The following is a 26,248-nucleotide window of genomic DNA, read 5'->3' as shown; positions in this document are numbered from 1 at the left end:
TTTTGTCCTTCGCAATGAGTACCTACGCAGATGTCATACTCCCGCTTCCGCTGGAGAATCAATATACGTATCGGATTCCGGCCGACTTGGAGCCGCTGGTGGTCCGTGGCAGTCGTGTGATTGTGCATTTCGGAAAGAAACGCTTTTACACGGCGATTGTGGTAGATGTGCACGATCGTCAGCCGCAAACGGACTATGAAGTGAAGGAAATCTTTTCGATTTTGGATGCGACACCTATTTTACGTCGTCCGCAATTACGCTTCTGGGAATGGATTGCCTCGTATTATATCTGTAAATTGGGCGATGTTTATAAGGCTGCCTTGCCTTCAGGCCTGAAACTGGAAAGTGAGACAACGGTTACTTATAACCCGGACTTTGAGGCTGATGCTCCGTTGAAACCTAACGAACAGGCGGTATTAGATGCTTTCGGACGGAATGTGCTCAAGCAGACGGTTTCTGATTTGGAGAAGAAAACCGGTTTGCGTAACATTGTTCCGATTATTGCTTCGTTGATGGGGAAAGGTGCTGTGAGCGTAAGTGAGGAACTGAAGCAAGGTTTTGTCCCCAAGACGCAAACGTATGTTCGGCTACATCCTGACTGGGCCACCGAAGACCGGATGCAGGAAGCCTTTGATGCAGTGAAACGGGCAAAGAAACAAGAGCAATTGCTGGTCTGCTTTCTCGATTTGACTCACACTTTGAATCCGGTGTTAAGACAAGAAGTCTCGAAAAAGGAATTATTGGAGAAAAGCGGGCAAAGTGCTGCGATCCTTGATGGTTTACTGAAACGAGGTATCTTGCAGAGTTATGAGAAAGAAGTCAGTCGCTTGCAGGCAAGGATGTGTCGTTTGGAAGAACCGCACGCCTTGACCGACGAACAACAGGCGGCATACGGGAAGATCCAGGATGTCTTTGCCGAGAAGGAAGTTTGCCTTTTACATGGAGTTACTTCGTCGGGTAAGACCGAAATCTATATTCATCTGATCCGGCAGGTCTTGAGAAGTGGGAGACAAGTGCTTTATCTCTTGCCCGAGATTGCGATTACGACGCAGATAACCGACCGTCTGGTGAAGATATTCGGGGATCAGTTGTTGGTATATCATTCTAAATTCTCGGACAACGAACGGGTGGAAGTATGGAACAAGCTGTTGCATGGCAAAGGTCCGATGCTGGTTTTGGGTGTACGTTCGTCGATCTTCCTGCCGTTTAGTAGCCTGGGATTAATTATTGTTGATGAGGAACACGAGACGACTTACAAACAACAAGATCCGGCGCCTCGTTATCATGCCCGTAATGCGGCTATTATTCTGGCACAGATGCATGGAGGCAAAGTATTGTTGGGCTCAGCTACTCCATCGATCGATTCGTATTTCAACGCCATGACCGGTAAGTTCGGTTTGGTTGAGTTGCCGGTTCGTTACGGAGCTGCTTCGCCTCCCGAGATGATCCTGGTCAATATCCGTGAACTGAAAAGGAGGAAACAGATGAAGGATACACTTTTCTCTCCAATCTTGGTAGAGAAGATGCGCCAGGCGCTCGAAGCCGGACAACAGGTAATCTTGTTTCAGAACCGTCGTGGCTTTGCTCCGATGATTGAATGTAAGGACTGCGGCTGGATTCCCCGTTGCCAGCATTGTGATGTGAGCATGACCTATCATAAGTTTCATCAGAAGCTAGTATGCCATTATTGTGGTTATACCATTCGTGTGCCGTCCGAGTGTCCGGAATGTCATTCGGTAAATATTCGTCCGTTGGGCTTTGGTACCGAAAAGGTGGAAGAAGAGATCGCCTCGCTCTTTCCGGCTGCACGAACGGCTCGTATGGATTTGGATACAGCCCGTACGCGTACAGCCTATGAACGGATCATCGGCGACTTTGAGAAGCAGAAAACGGATATTCTGATCGGTACGCAAATGATTTCGAAAGGGTTGGATTTTGGTCACGTGAGCGTGGTGGGTATTTTGAATGCCGACGGACTGATGAATTATCCGGACTTTCGGGCGCATGAAAGGGCTTTCCAGCTGATGATGCAGGTGAGCGGTCGGACCGGAAGACGAGATAAGCAGGGTGTGGTGGTCTTGCAAACTTCACAACCTGATCATCCCTTGATTCAGATGGTACAGCAACGAACGTATAAAGAAATGGTCAGTTGGCAACTGACGGAACGGAGCATGTTCCGTTATCCGCCTTATTACCGCCTGATTATCCTGGTTCTTCGCTCGAAGAATCCGACAGTGCTCGACGAACTGTCAAGGCTGTATGCCGAACGGTTACGCCGGCGTTTGGGCGACCGTGTACTTGGTCCCGTTACGCCGCCGGTTTCCTATATTCAATTGCTTCATATTCGCAAGATCATCATGAAAATCGAGATTGCAGCTTCTATTCCGCAAGTCCGTGAAATACTGGAGTCCGTGCAGCAGGAGATGCGCCAGAGCACGGAGTTCCGTCAATTACTGGTACATTATGATGTAGATCCCTTGTAGGATTCTTCTTATCTTCTTTTTTATCCGCATACACGGATTCTTTTCGTTTCTTACAGGATAAACTTTATTTGCTGCCGGCGTTTTTATATTCGCCCAGGGCGAATATACGTTCGGAGTGGGTGATTATATGTTCGCCATGGGCGAACAAAGAAAATGTAATAGGAAAGATAAGTTTGGTGGTTAGCTTTTCAAAAAAATCTGCCTTTTTCGATGGATAGATAAACTGCCGTTGAAAAAACGAATAGGGTTCAGATCCAAGTTTATTCGTTACCTTTGTCTCCTAGTCGATTGAATATTGACGAATAAAGCAAGTCAAAAACTTAAAAACTCAATGTATATGGAAAAGAAATACAAAATCCTATTTGTTTGTCTCGGAAATATTTGCCGCTCACCATCGGCAGAGGCAGTGATGAAGAAGTTGGTGAAAGATGCCGGAATGGAAGACCGTTTTCTGATTGATTCGGCAGGGATTATCGGTTATCATGAAGGCGAGCCTGCCGATCCTCGGATGCGTGCCCATGCTATCCGCCGGGGATATCGGTTGGATTCTATTTCCCGTCCGGTCCGGACACAGGATTTCTATGATTTCGACCTGATTATCGGCATGGACAACCGGAATATCGATGATCTGAAAGAGAAAGCTCCTGATTTGGTTACCGAACAGAAAATTCATCAGATGATGGAATATTCGACGAACGGCCTTTATGATTATGTACCCGATCCTTATTATAGCGGAGCCGAAGGCTTTGAACTTGTCCTCGACCTGCTGGAAGATGCCTGCCGAGGACTTTTGGCCCGTGTTATTTCTTCTTCAAGTCAGGATAACTGATACGGGTGTGGTACATGATCTTCAGCTTCTCGATGAAGACTTGTTTAACGGATTCCACATCCCGGAAGGTAAGCGGAGCATTCTTCAACAATCCGTCGGCAATCTGTGTCTCAATGATTTTATTGACCAATTGCTGGATACCTTCCACGGTGTGCTCTTTTAGACTGCGTGAAGCGGCTTCGACCGAGTCGGCCATCATCACGATAGCAGTTTCTTTAGAGAACGGATTCGGACCGGGATAAGTAAACAATTCGTCTTTCACTTCCCGGTCAGGATATTTGTTCTTGAAGGAATTATAGAAATATTTGGCTTTACCGCGTCCGTGGTGCGTACGGATAAAGTCAATGATTTCTTTCGGTAAAGAAGCCTTTTCAGCAATCTTGACACCTTCGGTTACATGACTGATCACCATCTGCGCACTTTCTTCGAACGACAAGCCGTCGTGCGGATTCTGCTGGTTCTGATTTTCGGTGAAGAAGATCGGATTACACATTTTCCCGATATCATGATACATGGCTCCGGTTCTGACCAGTTGAGCATTGGCTCCTATCTTGGCAGCAGCCTCGGAAGCAATGATGGATACTTGCAAGGAATGCTGGAAGGTGCCGGGACAAGTTTCACTCAGTTTCTTCAGGATACCCGAATTGATATTCGACAGTTCCACCAGCGTGATGGTAGATAAATAACCGAATGTCTTTTCCAGCATATAGACTAGGACGTAAGTAAACATAAGCAGGATGAGGTTGATTCCGAAATAAAGCATCATCACCCAATGAATCTTGTTCAGATCGGCATCCTGATAGAGACCGAGTCCGAGGTAGGATAAGCTGTAAGATAGGAAAACAAAGAACGAACAGCGCATCAGCTGGGAACGTTCGGATAATTCGCGCAAACTGAAAGTTACCACCATGCCGGCAATGATCTGCAGGATGAGGAACTCGTGCGGGAAAGGTGCCATGATCGAACTGATCAGTACCGCAATCAGATGGGTGAACAAGGCTGTCCGCGAATCGAAGAAGGTACGGACGACGATCGGAACAATGGCATACGGAATAATATAAATGTTGAAGATGCTGTAAGTGACGCATATCTCGGTCAGGAAAACCGGTACGAAAATACAGCATATCAGGAAAAAGGCATTCCGTCGGTTATGCATGAACTTGATACGGAATGACCAAAGATACAGCCAGTAGCAGAAGATAATACCGAAGACGAGGATGATTTGTCCGGCAAGCATCAAATGATGCCGCTGATTTCCTCCGGATTTGGATTCATAGACTTTCTTCAGCGAACGAAGGACATTGTACGTTTGCGAGTCGATAATCTCGCCACGATCCACGATACGCTCTCCAGCCTGCACGACACCACTCGAAATCGGAACACTTTGCAGTAATTCTTGTTTGACGCGGTCGGACATCTCCGTATCGTAGCTGACATTCTCAATCAGATAGTTGTTGATATCGCAAGCCTGAAGCAAGGAACGGTTCAGACTGGACGGACAATTGTTGATGATAAACTCATAAGCCGACTTGACAGTGAAGAAGTCTGATACATAATGCGGCGAAGAAACCGTATTGCGCAACAGGTTAATCTGGGAATAACCTTGGGCATGGAGCTTTTCCATTTCCTCCGGCGAGATAATACCGTTGCTATATAGCTGTTGGAGCATCTTCTCGATGTATTGCATATAAGCCGACGTTACCCGTTGGTTCAGGCGGTTGTTATAATCAGTCCGCAATTTATCAATTTGATTAGACTCGATTTCCTGATTCACCCGGTAATAAGGCTGGAACTTTTTCAGTACGCTGTCCTGTTCTTCTTTTACCTGGGCATCTGTCTTGTAGATAGGAAAGTTGGTCGGAGCGGTCAGCAAACCGTAGCGCCACGGTTTTCCTTCGTAAAACTGATATTTAAACTTTGCATCACGTGGAAAAAAGTAAGCCATCAGCAAGGCTGCGATGATAAAAAATATAGACGGATGTACGTTGTAATTCTTAATATTCATATCACGTTTATTAGTTTTTGAGTTGACGAGTTGACCCGGTTTTCGTTGACGAGTGCATAAAGTTAACTTGCAACTGCATAACCTTATAACCTCATTTACCCGTAACCTTACAACTTCACAAATTCATTTGAAGGCGAAATGTACGCAAAAAAGTTTATTAACAGAAAAAAAAGGCGTACTTTTGCCCCAATATTATTTAATCCAAGTATGATTATGACTCAAAGAAAGGTTAGAGTCCGTTTTGCACCCAGCCCAACAGGCGCTTTGCATATCGGAGGAGTTCGTACAGCTTTATACAATTATTTGTTTGCCAAGCAAAATGGCGGAGACTTGATTCTTCGTATTGAAGATACTGACTCTCAGCGTTTCGTGCCGGGAGCCGAGGCTTATATCATTGAAGCTCTTACCTGGTTAGGTATTCATTTTGATGAAGGTGTAGGTTTCGGTGGAAACTATGGTCCTTATCGTCAGAGTGAACGTCGGGAGATTTATAAGAAATATGTTGATCAGTTGCTGGAAGCCGGTCATGCTTATATCGCATTTGATACCCCGCAGGAACTGGAAGCCAAGAGAAAGGAAATTCCGAATTTCCAGTATGACGCATCTACCCGTTTGCAGATGCGCAATTCGTTGACTTTGTCGGCAGAAGAAACGAAGGCTTTAATGGATGCCGGTAATCAATATGTAGTTCGTGTCAAGATTGAGCCGAACGAAGATGTACATGTGAACGACCTGATCCGTGGAGAAGTGGTGATCAACTCGTCAATCCTGGATGATAAGGTATTGTATAAGTCGGCAGATCAGTTGCCAACCTATCACTTGGCTAATATTGTGGACGACCACCTGATGGAAGTAACACACGTGATCCGTGGAGAAGAATGGTTGCCGAGTGCTCCGTTGCATGTTCTGTTGTATCGTTATTTCGGTTGGGCAGATACCATGCCTCAATTTGCCCATCTGTCATTGTTGCTGAAGCCGGAAGGAAACGGAAAGCTGAGTAAGCGTGATGGTGATCGTCTGGGATTCCCGGTTTTCCCGTTGGAATGGCACGATCCGAAGACAGGCGATATTTCTTCAGGTTATCGTGAAAGCGGTTATCTGCCCGAAGCCGTTGTCAACTTCTTGGCTTTGTTAGGTTGGAATCCGGGTAACGATCAGGAAGTAATGAGCATGGATGAACTGATTAAGGCATTCAACTTGTCTCATTGCAGCAAGAGCGGTGCGAAGTTCGACTACGAAAAAGGGAAATGGTTCAATCACCAATATATTCAGAAGAAAGACAACAAGGAGATCGCAGCCTTGTTTATGCCGATCCTGAAGGAACATGGAGTAGATGCTGATCCTGCTTATGTTGAAAAAGTGGTAGGCATGATGAAAGACCGTGTCAGCTTTATCAAGGATTTGTGGGATGTATGTGCGTTCTTCTTCGTAGCTCCGACTGAATACGACGAAAAGACTCGTAAGAAACGCTGGAAGGAAGACAGTGCAGCTCAGTTGACTGAGTTCATCGAAGTACTGCGTGCACATGAACCATTTGATATTGAAAGTACGGAAAATGCGGCAAAAGCCTGGATCGAAAGCAAAGGTTATCATCTGGGTAATATCATGAATGCCACACGTCTGGCATTGGTGGGCGAAGGTAAAGGTCCGCATATCTTTGATATAACCGAAGCTTTGGGTAAGGAAGAATCTATCCGCCGTATCCAACGTGCTATCGAAGTTTTGGGATAAGACGAAATAAGGTCGTGAGTTAACGAGACAAGAAGTATGTACAGCCTGATTATTCATTTATACTCCCTGATTATCGAGTTGATCGCTCCGTTCCACAAGAAAGCTCGGACCATGCGTCTGGGCCAGTGGCGTACTAACCAAATCTTGCGTTCGCAGATTCAGCCGGGCGAGAAATATATTTGGTTTCATGCCGCGTCACTGGGTGAGTTCGAACAGGGACGTCCTATGATGGAGAAGATCAAGGCGCAGTATCCGCAGTATAAAATCTTGCTGACATTCTTTTCTCCGTCGGGATATGAGGTACGCAAGAATTATGCCGGTGCTGATGTCATCTGCTATCTGCCTTTTGACACACCTTATCGGGTCAATAAGTTCCTGAAGCTGGCACATCCGGTTGCTGCCGTCTTTATCAAATATGAATTTTGGGGAAATTATCTGGCTGCTCTTAAGAAACGGAATATTCCGGTTTATATTATCTCCGCTATTTTCCGTCCTGACCAGTTGTTCTTCCAATGGTTTGGGGCACCTTATCGGAAGATGCTCCATCATTTCACCCATTTGTATGTGCAGGATGAACGTTCGAAAGAACTGCTGGCCGAATATGGTATTCATGATGTGACGGTGACCGGTGATACTCGTTTTGACCGGGTACAGGAAGTTCGTAATCAGGCCAAAGATTTGCCACTGATTGACAAATTTGTACATAATGAAAAAGGAGAGAAATTACTGACACTGGTGGCCGGCAGTTCCTGGCCTCAGGATGAACAGGTAATTATTCCTTATTTCAATAAGCAGGAACGGATCAAACTGATCATTGCTCCGCACGAAATTCATCAAAGCCATTTGGTTTCGATCGCGGCATTGTTAGAACGGCCTTTTATCCGCCTTTCTGAAGTACGGTCAGAAAAAGATCTGGAAGGTAAGGATTGCCTGATTATAGATAGCTTCGGTCTCTTGTCATCGATTTATCGGTATGGTGAGATGGCATATATCGGTGGTGGTTTCGGAGTTGGTATCCACAATACAGTCGAAGCGGCTGTTTATGGTATTCCGGTATTATTTGGTCCGAACCATAAGAAATTCAAGGAAGCCAAAGACCTGATTGCTGTAGGTGGTGGTTTCTGTATCCATTCAATGGCTGAGTTTGAAGATAGGATGAACGAGTTTATTACGCAGCCGGAGGTGATGCAGGCAGCCGGAAAAGCAGCAGGCGACTTTGTTGCCAGTCAGGTAGGTGCAACAGATAAAATACTTTCCGATATTTTACCCGTTCTGAAACATTAACGACAGGTAAGCTAACGAATAGGAATGGATAATTGACATCCGGCGTTTTTCCAGTGTCAGTTATCCATTCTTTATTTTTCGTACCTGATTATTCTCCAGTATATAATGCTCGCCGCTTTCCGGACAGACCGCGTGCCCCAGCTTATCAAATTCAAGGCGACAACCGTATTCACTGACCCAACCGATTTGTTGAGAAGGATTACCCACCACTAAGGCGTATGGTGGAACATCTTTGGTAACGACAGCTCCGGCTCCAATAAGGGCGTATTCGCCGATGTCGTGTCCGCAGACAATGGTTGCATTGGCTCCGATGGTAGCTCCTCGTTTCACACGAGTACTTCGGTATTCATGCTTACGGGAAATGGCGCTCCGCGGATTGATCACGTTGGTGAAGACACAACTGGGACCTAAGAAAACATCGTCTTCACAGATAACACCGGTATAGACAGACACGTTGTTCTGAATCTTTACCTGATTGCCGATCTCGACTCCGGGTGAAATCACCACATTCTGTCCGATATTACAATGCTTCCCGATACGACAACCAGACATGATGTGCGAGAAGTGCCAGATATGTGTACCTTCTCCGATCTGACAACCTTCGTCGATAACTGCTGTTGGATGTGCTTCGTAGGTTTCCATGTTATTTATAGATTAAGAAAATGGTTGGTTTCTTGTCGAAATCTGGTAACTTCCCGGCCCATTCCTTAACCGGACGTGTCTGGATGCATTCATCTGCACAAGTGATATTCGAAGCAATGCACAGCTTCGTGGACGGGCGGCAGGTACGGATCAGTTCTTCTGCCAGTTTACGGTTACGATAAGGCGTTTCGATAAAGAGTTGTGTCTGGTTCTCGGCATAAATTCGTCCTTCCAGCTTCTTGATGGTACTGGTACGTTCGACTGCATCGATAGGCAGATAACCATGAAAAGCAAAGCTCTGTCCGTTAAAGCCAGACGCCATTACAGATAAGATAATAGACGACGGACCCACCAAAGGAACGACCGGATAATGCTTACGCTGGGCAATAGCGACGACATCGGCTCCCGGATCGGCAATCGCCGGACAGCCGGCTTCGGAAATCACACCCACCGATTCACCTTGTGCCAGTGGATTTAGATAACCAGCCACTTGCTCAGGCGATGTATGCTTGTTCAGTTCATAGAAAGTCAAGTCGTCGATCACAATGGATGGTTCCACTTTCTTCAGGAAGCGGCGTGCCGTGCGGACATTCTCAACGATGAAATGACGGATGCCCAAGATGACATCCCGGTTGTATTCCGGCAAGACCTGGCGATGTTCAGTATCGCCCAAGGTAACCGGTATCAGATATAATGATGCTTGCATAGTTCTAATTTTCCGCAAATGTAGTACTTTTGCACGAAACAATTCATGCACACATGGCACTTCCTATTGATTTTATTACCCGTACGCGGGCACTTTTAGGCGACGAATATACAGAACTGGAGAAAGCATTGATGGCGGATGTTCCGGTTAGTATCCGAATGAATCCGAAGAAGAGCGACAAGCATCCGGAGGCAACACCGGTTCCCTGGAGTCATTTGGGATATTATTTGCCCGAACGCCTTTCTTTTACCTTTGATCCATTGTTCCAGAATGGTACTTATTACGTGCAGGAAGCTTCGTCGATGTTCCTTGAACAGGCTATTAAGACGTATGTACAGGAACCGGTGGTCTGTCTGGACTTATGTGCGGCTCCGGGAGGAAAATCCACTCATCTGTTGAGCCTTCTTCCTGAAGGAAGTGTATTGGTAAGTAATGAAGTGATCCGGTCGCGTAGCTATATCCTGGCAGAAAATATCCAGAAATGGGGTTATCCGAACCACGTTGTGACTAATAATGATCCGGCAGAACTGGGTGAACTGACTCATCTCTTTGATGTGATTGTTACGGATGTGCCTTGCTCGGGTGAAGGTATGTTCCGTAAGGATACGGATAGTACGGGTGAGTGGAGTGTGGCGAATGTCGAGCTGTGCGCTTCCCGTCAGCGGCGTATCCTGCATGATATCTGGAATGCCCTGAAGCCCGGTGGCTTGCTGGTATATAGTACTTGTACGTATAATACGGAAGAAGATGAGGAGAATATTCAATACATCATTGATGAATTAGAAGCAGAGCCGTTGTCTATTCCGATTGATGATGCTTGGGGCGTGTGCGGAGCCTTGAAATATGCCAATCCGGTCTATCGCTTTTTCCCACATCGGACACGAGGCGAAGGCTTTTTCCTCGCTGCCCTACGGAAAGCCGACGGTGAACGGGAAGAACTTCGGATCAAGACCAAGAATAAGGACAAGAAACAGAAAGGGAAGAAACAGCCCGATATTCCGGCGTCCATTCTTTCAGCCGTTCGTGCAAGCGAGACTTATCAACCCGTCTGGAACGATATCCGTCTTTCTTTGTTGCCTTCCGAAGTACAGGCCATCTATCCGTTACTGCAAGAAAAACTTCATATCCTTTCTGCCGGCATTGAATTGGGCGAATGGAAGGGAAAGGATTGGGTACCGGCGCAAGCCTTGGCGTTGAGTACTGCCTTGAATCCAACAGCTTTTCCCGTATGCGAAGTGGATGATGAAATGGCTATCCGCTATTTCCGGAAAGAAGCGCTGGTGCTCCCAGCTGATGCGGAGAAAGGTTATGTTTTGCTGACTTATCAACAGCGTCCTATCGGCTTCGTAAAGAATTTAGGAAACCGGGCCAATAACCTTTATCCGCAAGAGTGGCGTATCCGCAGTAGTTATAATCCGGAAGAGATCCGACGGTTGGTGTTATAAAATCCGTGCCGTAAGCAAAGCGGATTCCAGCCGGTGCATATAGAGTTTCTTGTTGGTTTCGGGAGCATAGACGAATCCTTCTGCTACAACTATCCGATGGCGGGGTGCATCATACCAGGCATACGAGACAAATGGTCCGCCCATCATGTCGCCTTGCATTTTCCATAAACCACGTATCACGGCGCTAGGCTGTTTCCCGTTTTGTAATGATTCATATTCGACCGGGAAACGGTTTTCTGTTATCATGTACGAACCTTCAAACGAGCCGGGAATATGGAGCCGGGTTACTGAGTCGCGCATGGCTATAAGATGCGATTCCTCGAGCGCGTCTGCATTCTCTGCCGGAAAAGTATAGAAAATCAGATCCATTCGTCCACTGTTCGCATTGTTGGAAAACCAGAGAAACGTCGAATCTGTCTGCGAGGAATTCATCTCTTCCGGAGCATAGATGTCCAGTTGAAAGGCTGAACGTGTCTTCTCTGCCAGCAAGCTGTTGTGATTCTCCTGTAAATATTGGGCATATCGTTTCTGTTCCATTTGCCGGATATAGGCCAGGATATCATTCGTATTCCCTTGCAGGTACCATAACAGCGAATCAGTTGAAGGTGACTGGAGGCGCATGACTTGTTGTCCGCTGGACCAGACATCCTTGTCCGCTACGAGCGAGACTTTGGTATAGGCACTGGGATTAACATCCACCAACAGGATATTGCGCACATAACGCATGAAGTCGTTGAAAGATGCCGGTTCGCAATAAGAGACGGCGGCTGTTGGCTCCGCCTGGGGCAAGGCCGGATACGATTCTTGCAGTTTGTCGCGGACTGCTTCGCCTACTTGTCCTTTCCATAGGTTTGTATCCATCACGACCAGTACTTCATACGGCACTCCGGTTGCCCGTTTAACGATAGAACCGGAATTACAACTCGCCAATCCGAGAAGCATAAGTCCACTCAAAAGGAGTGGAACCGAGAATAGATGTTTTGTTTTCATAAAGCCATTTTCCATTAAACCTGAATAAACAAATATGAGTGAAAAAGTACAGAGGCAAAGGTAATGCGGCTTCATCAGATTCCTTTATTTTATGGGCGGACAAATGGAATGCTTTTCTATTTATTGATTTTCAGTGGTTTATAAGGATAAGGAAGATAAAATACGGGGGGAATGCGGACAGATAAGGGAGGAAAAAGATACGCAGGCAATCTCTCTTGCAGACTTGCAGGAGGTGTTTGTCGGTCATCAATCTGCCCATGCGGCCTCGCAAGGGGTGTTTGTCGGTCATCAATCTGCCCATGCGACCTTGCAACGGGTATTTGTCGGTCATCAATCTGCCCATACGGCCTCGCAAGGGGTGTTTGTCGGTCATCAATCTGCCCATGCGACCTTGCACGGGTATTTGTCGGTCATCAATTTGTCCATGCGACCCTGCAAGGGGTGTTTGTCGGTCTTCAATCTGCCCACGCAACTCCGCAAGGGGTGTTTGTCGATCTTCAATCTGCTCCTGTACCCTCGCAACAAGTGATTTGGTACATCAAATGTACCCTTGCACCCTTGCAACGGGTGATTTGGTGCATCAAATGTGCTCACGCGACCTTGCAACGGGTAATTGGGTGCATCAAATGTGCTCCTGCAATCTTTTTCGCTCTTTTCGGGAGATGTTTCAGTGTTGGTTTAAGCACTGTTGCCAGACAAACCAATCCAAATCGGTCTTGTCGTCGAGCTGGAGTCGCTTTTTGAGGCGGTTCTTCGATTTGGCAAGTGCTTCGGATGTATTGTTGAAGACGGCAAGTTGTTCCTTGCGGGAAAACTGCCACTTCAGCAGGCAACAGATTTCTTGCTCATGGCGGGTGAGGTTATATTTCTCCTGTAAAGATGAAAGCGTGTTGTTGAACAGCAGATCGGTGAAGGCAAACAAGGTTTCCCATTCCTGCCGGGAAAGATTCGTATGCTGCGGATCTTCCTTTAATTGCAAGAGGAGCGATAAGCCGGGATGTTCTGTTTCGGCCGACGAGAGTTGTTTGATCTGCTGCTCACAGATCAGAATCTTCTGCCGATAGAAAGCAATATCATCCAGCTTCTGCTGATAGTCGGCTGATTCCAGGCTGATCCGTCCGAGTTCCTTTTCCAGGAATCGGATTTTCTCCAGATATTGTTCTCGCTCCGTTTGATGTCTGCCTATCAGGAATTGCTTTTGCTTCCACCGTTTCCGACTGATGGCAACTCGTTCCTGCCGTTTACCTACATGCAAGCCCAATCCATATGCCAGCATGACCGCAGCGATCAGTCCGATACCAAAGAGAAACGGATAAAATTCGGTCCAGTCCATGCGCCTTATCCGATAGGATTGTTTTTAATGTAGGCATAAGTTGCCAGCTGTGCACAGACCTTTTCCGGATGATCATCTACCTTCGGGATATTCTTCAGGTGCTCATCAATCCAGCAAGCCTTGACATTGTCTTTTAACTGGATTTGCAGGATATCGATAATCTGCTGTTTGATGTCAGGATCCAAGATCGGGAACGCCGTTTCAATGCGGCGGTTCAGGTTTCTCCGCATCCAGTCGGCCGATGTCAGGTATAAGTCTTCTTTCCCATCATTGTAGAAGTACCATACGCGGGCATGTTCGAGAAACATATCCACGATTCGTGTGATCCGGATATGCTGACTATAAGGCTGATTAGGCACCAGGCAACAAATTCCCCGGACAATCAGATCAATTTCCACGCCACATTCACTGGCATGATACAGGCAATCAATCATGTGCTTGTCATGCAGGCCGTTCATCTTGAGGACAATCCTTCCCCTTCGTCCCTGGCGTACATGTTCGATTTCCCGTTCGATCATCTGTTCCAGTTCAGGCACCATATTAAAACGTGCCACAAGCAAATGGGAGAAAGTCGGGTTCGACAAACGACCTTCCAATACGGCAAATACCTTGTTGATGTCTTGTACTAAAGCAGCATTACAAGTCAGCAAAGCCATATCCGAATAAATGCGGGCCGTCTTCTCGTTGAAGTTGCCGGTACTGAGGTAAGCTATGTCTTTTCGCTTCCGTCCGTCGTCGGCATCCTTTCGTAAGATAACTGCTACTTTGGCATGGACTTTCAAGCCCGGAATACTATAGATGATACGGATACCTGCCTGTTTCATCCGTTCGGCGGCACTCATGTTGTTCTCTTCGTCGAAGCGGGCTTTCAGTTCTACAAAGACAGTCACTTTCTTTCCGTTTTGGGCGGCACTGACTAGTGTATTGATCACGGCTGAATTTTCGGCAACCCGATATTGCGTAATCTTAATCTCTTCTACCTTCGGATCGAAGGCCGCTTCCATCAGTAGGCGGATCAAGTAATCGAACGACTGATATGGAAAATGCAGGAATACATCCCGTTTCTTGACTGCCCGAAACATGGAACCCATTTCATCCAAGAAAGGCACTCGCATAGGCGAAGGAACTTGTCGTTCCAACTCTTTCCCTCGTGGGTTAGGCAGTTTGGCCAAGTCTTGCAGATTATGATAACGTCCGCCTTTCACCAGATCTTCTTCCGCGATATTAAAAGCCTTGCATAAAAAGTCGAGGAAATCATCCGGCATACTCATGTCGTACATGAAACGACTCAAAGCACCGATCTTACGTTTCTTCAGTTTCTTACGGATATTCTCGACAATACTGCTGCTGGTTTCATCTTCCAGATAAATGTCGGCATCCCGCGATATCTTGATGTTGTAGCACGAATCAATGTCGTAACCCGGGAAAATAGAGGATAAGTTTGCCCGGATGATATCATCGATGAACATGATGTAATGTTTTCCTTCGTGACTGGGTAATTCAATGAAGCGAGGCACTTTCGAGTAGGGGATTTTCATCAGGGCATATTGATACGGGACTTGCTTTGCTTCGGTACAGCTCTCTTTGTCATGTCTCTTTTTGGTCATTCGAATGACCAGATACAAACGACGGTCGCGAATGAAGGTCCGGATATCATCTTTCTGGATCATCACCGGAGCCAGGAACGGAAAGACTTCCTCATTAAAGAAGTTCTGGACAAACGCTTCATGGAAAGGTTCCGGCCGGCTGTCAAGATAGAGATGAATGTGTTGACGTTCCAGTTCGGCTACGACTTCCCGGAAAACCCGTTTGTATTCTTGTTGCTGCCAATTCACTTCACGGGTGATTTCAGCCAAAGTTTCTTCGGCTTCTTCCGAACTCTCTTCGGCATAACTCTTCTTCATGATCACACCCCGATGTTCGGCCACACGAATTTCATAGAATTCCTCCAGATTGGATGAATAAATCGAGAGAAACTTGATCCGTTCATATACTGGTAGCGATTCATCTTCGGCTTCCATCAATACTCGATAGTTGAAGGACAGCCAACTAATATCCCGTTTGAAATATCGATACATATTTTCCATACTAAGCTTCGCTTGGAATCGTAAATATAGATACTTTTGCTAAACAAACGAATCGAATTATGAGAAAAATTGGACTATTATCAGATACCCATGGTTATTGGGATGATAAATACTTGAAATACTTTGCGGATTGTGATGAAATCTGGCACGCCGGAGATATTGGTTCGGACGAGTTGGCGGTCCGTTTGGCTTCTATTCATCCTTTACGGGCAGTTTATGGCAATATAGACGGACAGAATCTTCGGTTGGAATATCCGAAGATTGCGCATTTCCAGGTAGAACAAGTCCGGGTGATGATGACGCATATCGGCGGTTATCCGGGACGTTATAATCCTGAAATCCGGAAAGAACTCTTTGATACGCGTCCTCAATTGTTTATAGCCGGGCATTCACATATACTGAAAGTGGCATTTGATCCAACCTTGTCTTGCCTGTATATGAATCCGGGAGCAGCCGGGAAAAGCGGCTTTCACCTGAAACGAACCTTATTGCGTTTTGTGATAGACGGGGATAAGATCAAGGATCTGGAAGTGATTGAATTGGGGAATCGTTAATCCTTTTTCTCTTGTTCCGTCGCTTCTTGTTCGCAATTACAGAAACTTTCTGCAAGGAGAACCGTGTTCTTCAGATAGGAAAACTCACGTTCAAAGTAAATAGAGAAGATTCCTTTTCCCAAGTTTTCCTCAATTTGCTGAATGGACCATAGTTTTCCGTCTTGTATTTCTTTGTATTGTTCCAGAACGTTTTCGTCGGAGATACGAATGATAAATAGGGAAACCTGGTGTTTTATCTTTTCGTTCTCAAACGTATATCGGATTAATAACTTCGGACTGATCTTGCCTGTCAGTGTCTTTAGTTTTTCGATTGCCTGTTGTGCTGCCGATTCAATGCTCTGGCGGAACAGGACATAACGATAAAACGGATAATCTATCAGGGACGCGGATACGTATGCATATTCGCTTCGTTTGGCTAAATAAAGCATTCCGTTGTGTATTAATGCAACCCGCACAATCGGGTGATAGTATTTTTTAGGCAGCAGACGACTGACGGAATAAGCGATACAACCGATAACTGAACCTTTGTCGTTGAGAACCGGCAACCACATTTCTTTCTTCAGGCGACCTTGCAGCATCAGTAAGCGAATTTGTTCGTAAGCAACGACTGCAATACCGATAATCAATACCAAATCCCTATACAGAAAACGGTTGAAACGGATATCTTTCATGCCGTCCGGTAGGATATTGTAGAATGCAATTCCTAGCAAGTGAAGAATACACAGATTGCGGAAGAGCTGGGCAATGAAGAAGAATTCATTCAGCATGGTCAGGTTATGCGTCTTTTCATAGGCCGGATGCTGAGAGTCGCGCACACGATGCAACAATGGTTTCTTGACAACCTTGACCAACGTTAGAACAATCACGAAAAGGATTTCTGTGATGAGTGGAGTATAAACAGCCAGCACTTCTTCCACTCGCATAAAGATTAAAAAGAAAGCATATAGAACGAGGGTAAGAAAAGATGGCAATAACATGAATGAGTAGATTTTGTTTTTCCGCAGGATGTGGAAGACAAACATACTCAAAACGCAGAATATTGCCGATATTGTGTAGGCATGAAGGTAGGAAATATAATTATCCAGTAATAAAAACAACAATAACGGCAATATTCCGAGAGCTTGATTTTCCCAACTTTTTCTGATACGATTCATAATTCTTGTTCTTATTTCAGTTCTGTCTGATCATACTCTTTTCTTTCATTTCCAATGAATTTGGCGGAGTTGTCTGTGTCTCCACTTGTGTTTTTTGATCAGTTTCAATATAAGAACAAAAATGTACCATAAAAAGTTCTGTTTTTCTGAATGAATATCCGACAGACACTCATTTATACATGTTTCTCCGCATGGTATGATGAACGGACCAGCGGAGCACTTTCTACATGTTTGAAGCCTTTTTCCAAGGCGATCGTCCGGTATTTCTCGAATTGATCGGGATGAATATAGGCCGAAACCGGGATATTCTTACGCGAAGGCTGTAAGTATTGTCCGATGGTCAGTACCGAAACGCCGACAGCCAATACATCATCCATCAGTTCACAGACTTCTTCTTCTGTTTCTCCGAGTCCAACCATGATACCTGTTTTGGCAACGATATTACGCGACGCGATATGTTGCAAAACCGAAAGACTCACCTCATAACGGGCGGCACTGCGTACCAAAGGTGTAATGCGCCGGATGGTTTCCATGTTGTGTGAGATGATTTCGGGAGCGGCGTCAATGACCTGATCAACCAGTTCCAGCTTGCCCTGGAAGTCGGGAATCAATACTTCAAGTGTTGTTTCCGGATTGACTTGCTTGATGGCCCGGATGGTTGCTGCCCAGTGGAAAGCGCCTAAGTCGGGCAGATCGTCACGGTCTACGGAAGTAACAACAGCATGTTTCAACTGCATCAGCCGGATACTTTCCGCTACATTTTCCGGCTCTTTCGGATCCAACGGAAGCGGTTTACCGGTCAGGGTGTTACAGAAGCGGCACGAACGGGTACAGATATCACCTCCGATCATGAAGGTTGCTGTTCCTCGGCTCCAGCATTCGCCCATATTCGGACATTTACCGCTGGTACAAATGGTATGCAGGCAATGCGATTCAACGATTCGCTTTGTCTGCGTGAAATGTTCATTTCCACGAAGCCGGATTTTCAACCAATCCGGCTTCTTGATATGTTCTGCCATGTTTATAGATTATCGAACAAATAATTAGACATTTTGGTGTATAAGTGATAACGGGTGTTTCCTCCCGAAATACCATGATTGCGGTCTTTATAGACGTGCATGTCAAATTGTTTTCCGGCCTGAACCAATGCTTCGGCATATTCCAGCGATTGCATGAAGTGTACGTTGTCGTCGGCTGTTCCGTGGATCAGCAATAGTTTTCCTTGCAGGTCCTTCACACGACGCAACGGAGATGTTTCTGCATAGCCTTCAAAGTTCTCCTGGGGCGTACGCATGTATCGTTCGGTATAAACGGTATCATAGTATTTCCAGTCGGTTGGAGGTGCTACTGCGATACCCACCTTAAAGGTTCCTTTTCCGACAGACAAAGCCATCAGCGTATTGTATCCACCGAAACTCCAGCCCCAGATTGCCATCCGGTTCTTGTCAATATAAGGCTGTTCGCCTAAAGCCTGGGCGGCTTCAACCTGGTCTTGTGATTCCAGGATTCCCATCTTCATGTAAGTACATTTGCGGAAAGCTTCTCCACGGGCACCGGTTCCACGTCCATCAACTGAAACAACAATGATTCCTTTTGATGCCAGATATTGTTCCCAATCCATGCCGTACTGATCCAATACTTGTTGAGAATTCGGACCACTGTACTGAACCATCAGGACCGGATATTTCTTGTTCTTGTTGAAGTTAACCGGTTTCACCATCCAGGCATTCAATTCATAACCGGATTTTGTCGTAACGGTCATGAATTCTTTCGGAGAATAAGATTTGGCTGCCAGCTTCTTGGTGAGTGCCGTATTGTCTTGAAGTACGCGCAGTACCCGATTCTTCTTCGTTTCGTTGACTGTGATCTGCATCGGCGTATTGACATTCGAGAAACGATTGACGTAATAGGCGAAGTTCGCGCTGAAATCAGCATGGTTCGTTCCTTCTTTCGTTGATAACTTCGTCTTGACACCTTTGGCATCGATCTTATAGACAGCCCGGCGGAGCGGACTTTCTTCGGCCGATTCGTAATATGTCGTTTTGGTCAGTTCGTCATAACCCAATAAAGCCGTGACATCCCAGTTCCCTTTGGTGATCTGGCGCTGCATGACGCCTGTCGGAGAATACAGGTAGATGTGAGAATAACCATCCTGTTCGCTGACGTAGGTGAAACCGCTTTCCATAAAATGAATGGAAGTCAGCCACTCTGAATCTACATAACATTTGTTCTCATCTTTCAGGATCAGCTTGGAAACACCACTCTTCGGATTCGTATAAAACATATTGAAACGGTTCTGCTGGCGGTTCAAGGTCATGACTGCCAGTTGTTCGGGTTTCGTCGTAAAGGTGATACGCAGAATATAGTCGTCGGCATCCATCGGAATATCCAGCTTCTTGGTATCCTTGCTTTCTATATTATAAGCCATGACCGATACCGTTGAGTTTTTCTCGCCGGCTTTCGGGTATTTGAAGTTGTAATAACCGGGATACAGGCCGTCGCCATAAATCTGCATGGAGTATTCCGGTACTTCCGATTCATCGGAGCGGACAAAAGCGAGGATTTTACTGTCGGGCGACCAAGCCATCAGGTTAGTTACCGAAAACTCTTCTTCATAAACCCAGTCGGTGATACCGTTCAGAATAGCATTCTGTTTGCCGTCTTTGGTAATCTGTATTTCCGTATCATAATCAAACTTACGGATCCAGATGTTATTATCTTTCACGTAGGCACACATACGGCCATCCGGAGAAAAAGTCGGAATCATCTGCTTACCCGGAGCATCGCTCAGCGGTTTCAGGTAATTACGGCGCACGTCATAATCATAAACCGTTGCTTGTGTGGAACGGCGGTAAATCGATTCTACATCACAAAGAATCAGGATCCGATGTCCGGTGCTACTGATTTCGTAATTGTCGAACTTATCGATCGTACATTCGCGGGCAGTAGCTACGTTGAATAAAGTATCCACCGGATTGCCGGTACGATAAGAATACTTCACAATCATCGTCCGTTTCGGATTCATGGCCGTATAATGCTCGCCATCGGGCAGCGACCGCATTTCTCCTACATTGGTAATCTGCCGGAACTTTCCGCTTGTAATCTCTTTCAAATCTATTGGCTCACTTCCTTGCTGAGCCCAGCTTCCGGCCACACAAGCCGAAAACAGCAGTGCCATACTGATTCGTTTCATATTTATTCTTTCCTTGATTTTTTACACCTAAAGCCCCACGGCCTCTTTTCAGAGGGCAAATATAACAATTTATCTACTTTTTTGTATGGAGATAATGAGCCGGTTGCTTAGAGGAGGATGCTATTGTTTCATGTAGCCGGTAATAAGGCCTCGGAAACTGATTTTACTACTTTCCAAATAGGTGTTGGTAATATCCTAAAATAAGATAAACGAGAACCGAAAACGATTCTCGAGAGAATTAAAAATAATCCTCGTTGGTTTTATCTTAGTAGAGAAGATATTTGAAACTCCTTGCATATTTTGTTAAAATCATTTTTTGTAATAAATAAATCATTATTGTAAATATAGTATTCTTTAGAACCTTTACTTTTGACCAATAATTTATAAATATATTATAAAAGGATATCATGAAATTAATGTTATTACAATTATTCGTGCTGTTTTGCTTCAGTGTTTTAAATGTGTTTTTTGAAAAAATAGATGTTGTTAAAGAAAGTTCATAGTGAACTTATGCTTTAGTCGAATATTTATTTTTTTTGAATTGCTCCGAATGAATTGTTACCGCGAATGTTAACCGAATACAAGGTGGTGTATAAACTATTCATTATATTCTGGACACACTTGAAAGTGTTATACTAATATCTTGAAATACAATAAATAATTTTGTTAATCATTATGGAAAAATGGGTTAAGTGTAATAGTAAATTTATCCTATTGATATCATCTATAACTATCATTCCAATAGAAGGTTATACAATAAATGATGTAGATGATATAAATGTTCAGGCAACAGAAATCCAACAACAATTAGTGTCCATACAAGGAACGGTTGTAGATAGCGAGGGGATTCCATTGATTGGAGTAAATATAGTTGAAGTTGGAAATGATACAAACGGGACTATTACTGATATAGATGGAAATTTTGTATTAGAAATAAATCCTGGAGCATCGATTCGATTGTCATATATAGGGTATATGTCACAAACGGTAAAAATAACTAAAACAAAGGACATAAGTATTATGTTAAGGGAAGATACAGAAACTTTGGATGAAGTTATAGTTGTGGGATATGGCTCTCAAAAAAAGGTATCTGTTACAGGGGCTATTTCTGCTGTAACCACAAATGATTTGAAAAAAACTTCCACAACTCGTTTGGATAATGCATTAGCTGGTCGTATTACAGGTTTATCTTCTACTCAAGCAGGAGGAGGTCAGCCTGGTGTTGATGGAGCTACTATGTTTCTGCGTGGAGCTGCAACAACTAATGGACAAAGTCCGCTAATATTAGTTGATGGCGTGGAGCGTAGTAATATATCAACCATTGACATGAATGAAGTGGAAAGTGTTTCTGTCTTAAAAGATGCTTCAGCAACGGCCGTATTTGGGGTGCGTGGAGCAAATGGAGTATTAATGATTACTACTCGGAAAGGAGAAAAAGGGAAACCTCATTTATCTGCTAGTATTGATGAGAGTTGGACTTCTTTTTCAAGAGAACCTTCTCGTTTACATTCTTGGGATTATATGGCTCTTCGTAATCAAGCTTTGCAGAATGACGGTTTACCTGCTGAATATACAGATGCAATAATCCAAAAATATCGCGATCCTCTTTTTGGTCTTGATCCTTCTTCTCCTGATTATGCAAAACAGGTTAAGATGCGTCAATATATGTATTGCGATAATGACTTTTATAGGGAATATATAAAAAAATATACTCCTCAAACACGTATAAACGCTAATGTTTCAGGAGGAACAGATTTTGTAACCTATTTCTTCAATGCAGGATATATCCATCAAGGAGGAAACTTGAATACAGAGCCGGAGAGCCAGTTGGGTTATGATCCATCTTCATGGATGAATCGATGGAGCTTTCGTTCTAATTTAGATTTTAATTTAGCTAAAAGCCTTAAAGCTGAATTAAAAATAGGTTCTTATACAGAAAAAGTAAATATGCCGGCAGTCGATCCAGGAATCTATTCAAGTTCTAATCATATGATGACAGACTTAATATATCAAGCATTAACGATTACTCCAATCTCTCCAGGCCCAACTACTATATCGGAGTTCGGAGTAGAGGATGGAGCATTGGTTGATGTGGATTATTTGGATCGTACTTCTTATGAAATTATGAACCGTTATGGTTTTTATACGCAGACTCGTAATAATTTGAATACGCAATTGGCTTTAAATTGGGATTTAAGTTCTTTAATCACACCGGGTTTGAGTATTAAGGGTATGATATCTTATGATACATATTCTTCGACAGTATTAAATGGAACAAAGAGAGAAATTTCTTATTATGCAACTGTTGATTATGATAATGACGTCCTGACTTATACACCACATAATACAAATGCTACTCAATTGTCATTAAGTAGGAGTTATAGCTCAAATTATCGGATCAATGCACAGGCTTCATTGAATTATGATCGAAAGTTTGGACGTCATGCTGTAACAGGTATGGTTCTGTTTCAACGTGATTACTGGGAATCGGAATCTGCAGAAATTCCTTATAATATTGTCGGGTTATCAGGACGTGCTACCTATTCATATGATGATCGATATTTAGCAGAAGTAAATATTGGTTATAATGGTTCTGAGCAATTTGCACCTACAAAACGCTTTGGTTTTTTCCCTGCAGGTTCTATTGGATGGGTAACTAGTAATGAAGAATTCTTGAAAGGAAATAATTATTTGACCCATATGAAACTGCGCTTTTCTGTGGGAAAAGTTGGTAATGATCAGATTGGGGGTAGTCGTTTTTTATACCAAGATAATATAACCTTAAACGGAGCCTCGAATGTTGGAGGTTTAGGTAGTTTTTCTGTAAATGAAGGCTTGTTGGGGAATCCTAATATTACTTGGGAATTAGCAACTAAATATAATGCAGGTGTTGATTTAGAATTCTTTAAAAGTTTGAATATGTCAGTTGACTACTATCGGGAAAATCGTTCACAAATTTTAATTTCTCGTCAAAGTATTCCAGATTTTCAAGGAGTTCCGAGTGGAAATATACCTAAGGCAAATATGGGTGTAGTTCATAATCAGGGTGTTGATCTTGAAATTTCTTACAATAAGCAAGTTAATAGTGATTTTAGCTTTTTTGTGAAAGGAAATTTTGGATTTAACAAGAATAAAGTAATAGAATTTGATGAACCACAACGAACAGAGGATTATGTTTATCGATATCGTACAGAAGGCTTTTCTTTAGGACAGTGTTGGGGATATGCTATTGACTGGAATTCTCCTGGTAAAGGTTATTTTACTTCAGAAGAAGAAATAGCTAATTATGCAAGCTATGATTTTGGGACACCAAGAAAAGGTGATTTTGTATATATTGATCAAAATGGAGATGGGGTAATTAATGATAGAGATCAAGTTCCTATAGGGTATTCCAGCTCAATACCAGGGATTACTTATGGTTTTACTGTTGGGGCTGAATATGGAGGAATAGATATTAATGTCTTATTTTCTGGAGTAGGACGCTATTCTATGTATTATAATGGGCAAGGAGTATTTGAAAATGTAAGGAATGGAACATATTATGATTGGACATGGAATGCTTGGACTGAAGAACGTTGGCAAAATGGAGATGAAATTACTTATCCGGCACTTTCAACACGTACCTCTACAAGTCATCAGGCAAACGACTTCTTTATTCAAAATAGATCATTTTTGCGTTTGAAGAATTTAGAGATAGGTTATACTCTTCCTGCTCATTGGTTGAGATCGTTAGGTGTTAGTAAATTCAGAGTTTATGTCGGTGGACAAAATTTATTTGTATGGGATGCTCTGCGCAGTACGCATCTTGATCCTGAACAAAGCAACCCTTATGGATATCCGATAACAAAGAATATCAATATAGGTTGTAATATCAATTTTTAAAATTTGATGGATTATGAAAATACATAAATATATCGTTTTATTGGCAGTCGCTTTTTTTAGCGTAAGTTGTTCTGATGTTTTAGATCAAGCTCCTGGAGGAAAGGTTTCATTAGAAGAGGTGTTTCAAAATAATGAATATGTTCAGGCTTATTTAAATACATGTTATCGTTATATGCCTGTTTATGGAGATCGATACTTTTTTTGGAGTAGAGGGCCTGTTTGTTGGAGTGATGAAGCATGGGATGCTGATGATTTAGATGTTAACTGGGCAGGTTCAGCACTGTTGTACAATGGAAGTGCGACAGCATCATCTCATCCGGTTTGGAATTCTGATAATAATCATGGAGGTAATATGGGGAATTTTTGGACTAATTATTTTGCAATGATCCGGAATTGCTCTTATTTCATAACTCATATAGATGATGCAATTGTTTCTTCTGAAACAAATAGAAACCGTTGGCGGGCTGAAGCTCATTTATTAAGAGCATTCTATTATTCTGAACTTTTACGTTGGTTTGGATGTGGACTGCCGATTATTCGTGAACCATATGACTTTGATCAAGATTTCTCATCAGTCACTAGATCTTCTTATTATGAGGTCGTAAAATTTATTATAGAAGATTGTGATGTGGCATTGGCTAGTTCTGAATTACCGTGGCGTATTACTACGAGTAGTGAGGAACGTCGTGTGACCAAAGCATTGGCGGAAGCAATCAAGGCACGTATGATTTTGTATGCAGCAAGTCCTTTATATAATGAAGGAAATGATTATTGGCAAGAAGCTTATAATATAACTAAGCAATCATTGGAGAATTTACGTAACAATGGATATGAATTATATAAACAGTTGAACATTCCAAATGTGTATTATGCAGAAACTGCATATGTCCCTAATGAATATGCAGCGTTATATCATGAATATTTTTGTGAGTCAGCAGCTTATTCTGCCACGCCATCAGATAAGGAAACTATATATCAGACGGCTGATGCGCAGGGAAATATATGGAATATTGATGGAATAGGAGCTCAAGATGGTTATAAGACGGGTACTTGCCCTTCGCAGGAGCTGGTAGACAGTTATGAAACCATAGATGGTCAGCCTATTTTAAATTTGGAGAAACCTTATCAGGATGAAGAAACTCATCTGATACCTAATTATAATCAAGATAATACTCTCTATGATCCGCAGAATCCGTATGAAAATAGAGATCCTCGTTTTTATGCATCGATTTATTATAATGGCTCAAAACGATATGCTTACTGGCAATTCGAAGAAGAACCAGGATGCTATGAAAATTATCCAGCGCCAATGGGAAATCGTACACGAATTATAGCTACATGGGTAGGGGAACCTAAAACAGGAACTGCTAGTAGCGGTAGGGCTGTGACGAGAACAGGATATTATGAGCGTAAATTTCTGCATCCTACTTGTGGAAATAATAATACTTTAGTAGGTGCTCGTTTTAAAGCTTTCCGGTTGGCAGAAGTAATTTTGAATTTTGCGGAAGCTGCTTGTGAGGCAAATCATTTAGACGAAGCAAGAGATGCTGTGAATGAGATTCGTGCTCGAGTAGGCATGCCTGAATTGCCAACTACTCTATCCAAAGATCAGCTTCGTTTACGTATTCACAATGAGCGAAGAGTAGAATTGGCATTAGAAGGTTTTCGTTATTTTGATGTTCGTCGTTGGAGTGAGCCAGACGGTGACTTAGCTAAAACCGATCGTTGGGTGACAGCTGCTAAAATTACTCGAAATGAAGATGGTTCATATACATATGGACGAATGCAAGTGAATGGAAATGAACGGCAATGCTATACAAATAAGTATTTGAAAGTTGCTATTCCTCTCAATGAGGTTAATAATGTTTTGGCAATTACTGGTGAAAACTGGCAAAATCCAGGATGGTGATAAATTGTTAATTATACTAAG

The 26,248-nt window shown here is 43.6% G+C and carries 18 protein-coding genes; 9 read left to right on the top strand and 9 right to left on the bottom strand.

Annotated features, from left to right (window positions below; all coding sequences use genetic code 11):
* Window positions 1-14: 14 nt before the first annotated feature.
* Window positions 15-2,483, top strand: a complete 2,469-nt coding sequence (gene priA / locus MUN53_RS01180; protein WP_243323075.1) for a replication restart helicase PriA — start codon at window positions 15-17, stop codon at window positions 2,481-2,483.
* A gap of 331 nt (window positions 2,484-2,814) precedes the next feature.
* The gene (locus tag MUN53_RS01175; RefSeq protein WP_243323074.1) at window positions 2,815-3,312 is read left to right on the top strand and encodes a low molecular weight protein-tyrosine-phosphatase; all 498 of its coding nucleotides are present in this window, start codon (window positions 2,815-2,817) and stop codon (window positions 3,310-3,312) included.
* On the opposite strand, the gene MUN53_RS01170 is transcribed toward MUN53_RS01175, so the two are convergent.
* Window positions 3,284-5,317 carry an HD family phosphohydrolase gene (locus MUN53_RS01170; RefSeq protein ID WP_243323073.1) on the bottom strand — a complete coding sequence of 678 codons (2,034 nt, stop codon included), beginning with the start codon at window positions 5,315-5,317 and terminating at the stop codon, window positions 3,284-3,286. The genes MUN53_RS01175 and MUN53_RS01170 overlap by 29 nt on opposite strands.
* 213 nt (window positions 5,318-5,530) lie before the next feature.
* Between MUN53_RS01170 and gltX the strand changes: the two genes are divergently transcribed.
* Both gltX and MUN53_RS01160 read left to right on the top strand, forming a co-directional pair.
* Window positions 5,531-7,048 (top strand): glutamate--tRNA ligase, encoded by a 1,518-nt coding sequence (gene gltX / locus MUN53_RS01165; RefSeq protein ID WP_243323072.1) that lies wholly within the window; start codon window positions 5,531-5,533, stop codon window positions 7,046-7,048.
* 36 nt (window positions 7,049-7,084) lie between these two features.
* Entirely contained in the window at window positions 7,085-8,332 is a 1,248-nt protein-coding gene (locus tag MUN53_RS01160; protein WP_243323071.1) for a 3-deoxy-D-manno-octulosonic acid transferase, read from the top strand.
* Window positions 8,333-8,392: 60 nt separating this feature from the next.
* On the opposite strand, the gene MUN53_RS01155 is transcribed toward MUN53_RS01160, so the two are convergent.
* Entirely contained in the window at window positions 8,393-8,974 is a 582-nt protein-coding gene (locus tag MUN53_RS01155) for an acyltransferase (protein ID WP_243323070.1), read from the bottom strand.
* Between the two features lies 1 nt (window position 8,975).
* Window positions 8,976-9,680: an SAM-dependent methyltransferase gene (locus tag MUN53_RS01150; protein WP_243323069.1), complete on the bottom strand. Its 705-nt coding sequence runs from the start codon at window positions 9,678-9,680 to the stop codon at window positions 8,976-8,978.
* A gap of 53 nt (window positions 9,681-9,733) precedes the next feature.
* On the opposite strand from MUN53_RS01150, the gene MUN53_RS01145 reads away from it, so the two are divergent.
* Complete coding sequence (locus tag MUN53_RS01145) at window positions 9,734-11,125, top strand: RsmB/NOP family class I SAM-dependent RNA methyltransferase (protein ID WP_243323067.1); 1,392 nt, start codon at window positions 9,734-9,736, stop codon at window positions 11,123-11,125.
* Here MUN53_RS01145 and MUN53_RS01140 read toward each other — a convergent pair.
* Window positions 11,120-12,115: a DUF4837 family protein gene (locus tag MUN53_RS01140; RefSeq protein WP_243323066.1), complete on the bottom strand. Its 996-nt coding sequence runs from the start codon at window positions 12,113-12,115 to the stop codon at window positions 11,120-11,122. The two genes, MUN53_RS01145 and MUN53_RS01140, sit on opposite strands and share 6 nt — an antisense overlap.
* Window positions 12,116-12,248: 133 nt before the next feature.
* Between MUN53_RS01140 and MUN53_RS01135 the strand changes: the two genes are divergently transcribed.
* Window positions 12,249-12,644: a hypothetical protein gene (locus MUN53_RS01135; RefSeq protein WP_243323065.1), complete on the top strand. Its 396-nt coding sequence runs from the start codon at window positions 12,249-12,251 to the stop codon at window positions 12,642-12,644.
* Window positions 12,645-12,782: 138 nt separating this feature from the next.
* On the opposite strand, the gene MUN53_RS01130 is transcribed toward MUN53_RS01135, so the two are convergent.
* Together MUN53_RS01130 and MUN53_RS01125 are read right to left on the bottom strand one after the other, a co-directional pair.
* The gene (locus tag MUN53_RS01130; RefSeq protein WP_243323064.1) at window positions 12,783-13,448 is read right to left on the bottom strand and encodes a hypothetical protein; all 666 of its coding nucleotides are present in this window, start codon (window positions 13,446-13,448) and stop codon (window positions 12,783-12,785) included.
* A gap of 5 nt (window positions 13,449-13,453) precedes the next feature.
* Window positions 13,454-15,535: an RNA degradosome polyphosphate kinase gene (locus tag MUN53_RS01125; RefSeq protein WP_243323063.1), complete on the bottom strand. Its 2,082-nt coding sequence runs from the start codon at window positions 15,533-15,535 to the stop codon at window positions 13,454-13,456.
* A 59-nt stretch (window positions 15,536-15,594) separates the two neighbouring features.
* Here MUN53_RS01125 and MUN53_RS01120 point away from each other — a divergent pair, with 59 nt between their 5' ends.
* Window positions 15,595-16,089 carry a metallophosphoesterase family protein gene (locus MUN53_RS01120; RefSeq protein ID WP_243323062.1) on the top strand — a complete coding sequence of 165 codons (495 nt, stop codon included), beginning with the start codon at window positions 15,595-15,597 and terminating at the stop codon, window positions 16,087-16,089.
* Here the strand turns inward: MUN53_RS01120 and MUN53_RS01115 are convergent.
* The 3 genes from MUN53_RS01115 to MUN53_RS01105 form a co-directional block, all read right to left on the bottom strand.
* A complete protein-coding gene (locus tag MUN53_RS01115) occupies window positions 16,086-17,243 on the bottom strand; it encodes a hypothetical protein (RefSeq protein WP_243323061.1) in 1,158 nt (385 codons plus the stop codon). The two genes, MUN53_RS01120 and MUN53_RS01115, sit on opposite strands and share 4 nt — an antisense overlap.
* A 173-nt stretch (window positions 17,244-17,416) precedes the next feature.
* On the bottom strand, window positions 17,417-18,262 hold the full coding sequence (gene lipA, locus MUN53_RS01110) for a lipoyl synthase (RefSeq protein ID WP_243323060.1): 846 nt from the start codon (window positions 18,260-18,262) through the stop codon (window positions 17,417-17,419).
* 2 nt (window positions 18,263-18,264) lie between these two features.
* Window positions 18,265-20,436 (bottom strand): S9 family peptidase, encoded by a 2,172-nt coding sequence (locus MUN53_RS01105; RefSeq protein ID WP_243323059.1) that lies wholly within the window; start codon window positions 20,434-20,436, stop codon window positions 18,265-18,267.
* A gap of 675 nt (window positions 20,437-21,111) precedes the next feature.
* Between MUN53_RS01105 and MUN53_RS01100 the strand changes: the two genes are divergently transcribed.
* Together MUN53_RS01100 and MUN53_RS01095 are read left to right on the top strand one after the other, a co-directional pair.
* Entirely contained in the window at window positions 21,112-24,318 is a 3,207-nt protein-coding gene (locus MUN53_RS01100) for a SusC/RagA family TonB-linked outer membrane protein (RefSeq protein WP_243323058.1), read from the top strand.
* A gap of 13 nt (window positions 24,319-24,331) precedes the next feature.
* Window positions 24,332-26,227, top strand: a complete 1,896-nt coding sequence (locus MUN53_RS01095; protein WP_243323056.1) for a RagB/SusD family nutrient uptake outer membrane protein — start codon at window positions 24,332-24,334, stop codon at window positions 26,225-26,227.
* Window positions 26,228-26,248 lie beyond the last annotated feature (21 nt).

The organism is Parabacteroides faecalis, assembly GCF_022809355.1.
Lineage (GTDB): Bacteria > Bacteroidota > Bacteroidia > Bacteroidales > Tannerellaceae > Parabacteroides > Parabacteroides faecalis.
This window is presented reverse-complemented; position numbering and strand designations above follow the sequence as displayed.

What these genes read in the sequence shown, in the direction of transcription:
- priA (WP_243323075.1), top strand. Translation starts at nt 15, where the DNA reads ATGAGTACCTACGCAGATGTCATACTCCCGCTTCCGCTGGAGAATCAA.
- MUN53_RS01175 (WP_243323074.1), top strand. Translation starts at nt 2,815, where the DNA reads ATGTATATGGAAAAGAAATACAAAATCCTATTTGTTTGTCTCGGAAAT.
- MUN53_RS01170 (WP_243323073.1), bottom strand. Translation starts at nt 5,317, where the DNA reads ATGAATATTAAGAATTACAACGTACATCCGTCTATATTTTTTATCATC.
- gltX (WP_243323072.1), top strand. Translation starts at nt 5,531, where the DNA reads ATGACTCAAAGAAAGGTTAGAGTCCGTTTTGCACCCAGCCCAACAGGC.
- MUN53_RS01160 (WP_243323071.1), top strand. Translation starts at nt 7,085, where the DNA reads ATGTACAGCCTGATTATTCATTTATACTCCCTGATTATCGAGTTGATC.
- MUN53_RS01155 (WP_243323070.1), bottom strand. Translation starts at nt 8,974, where the DNA reads ATGGAAACCTACGAAGCACATCCAACAGCAGTTATCGACGAAGGTTGT.
- MUN53_RS01150 (WP_243323069.1), bottom strand. Translation starts at nt 9,680, where the DNA reads ATGCAAGCATCATTATATCTGATACCGGTTACCTTGGGCGATACTGAA.
- MUN53_RS01145 (WP_243323067.1), top strand. Translation starts at nt 9,734, where the DNA reads ATGGCACTTCCTATTGATTTTATTACCCGTACGCGGGCACTTTTAGGC.
- MUN53_RS01140 (WP_243323066.1), bottom strand. Translation starts at nt 12,115, where the DNA reads ATGAAAACAAAACATCTATTCTCGGTTCCACTCCTTTTGAGTGGACTT.
- MUN53_RS01130 (WP_243323064.1), bottom strand. Translation starts at nt 13,448, where the DNA reads ATGGACTGGACCGAATTTTATCCGTTTCTCTTTGGTATCGGACTGATC.
- MUN53_RS01125 (WP_243323063.1), bottom strand. Translation starts at nt 15,535, where the DNA reads ATGGAAAATATGTATCGATATTTCAAACGGGATATTAGTTGGCTGTCC.
- MUN53_RS01120 (WP_243323062.1), top strand. Translation starts at nt 15,595, where the DNA reads ATGAGAAAAATTGGACTATTATCAGATACCCATGGTTATTGGGATGAT.
- MUN53_RS01115 (WP_243323061.1), bottom strand. Translation starts at nt 17,243, where the DNA reads ATGAATCGTATCAGAAAAAGTTGGGAAAATCAAGCTCTCGGAATATTG.
- lipA (WP_243323060.1), bottom strand. Translation starts at nt 18,262, where the DNA reads ATGGCAGAACATATCAAGAAGCCGGATTGGTTGAAAATCCGGCTTCGT.
- MUN53_RS01105 (WP_243323059.1), bottom strand. Translation starts at nt 20,436, where the DNA reads ATGAAACGAATCAGTATGGCACTGCTGTTTTCGGCTTGTGTGGCCGGA.
- MUN53_RS01100 (WP_243323058.1), top strand. Translation starts at nt 21,112, where the DNA reads ATGGAAAAATGGGTTAAGTGTAATAGTAAATTTATCCTATTGATATCA.
- MUN53_RS01095 (WP_243323056.1), top strand. Translation starts at nt 24,332, where the DNA reads ATGAAAATACATAAATATATCGTTTTATTGGCAGTCGCTTTTTTTAGC.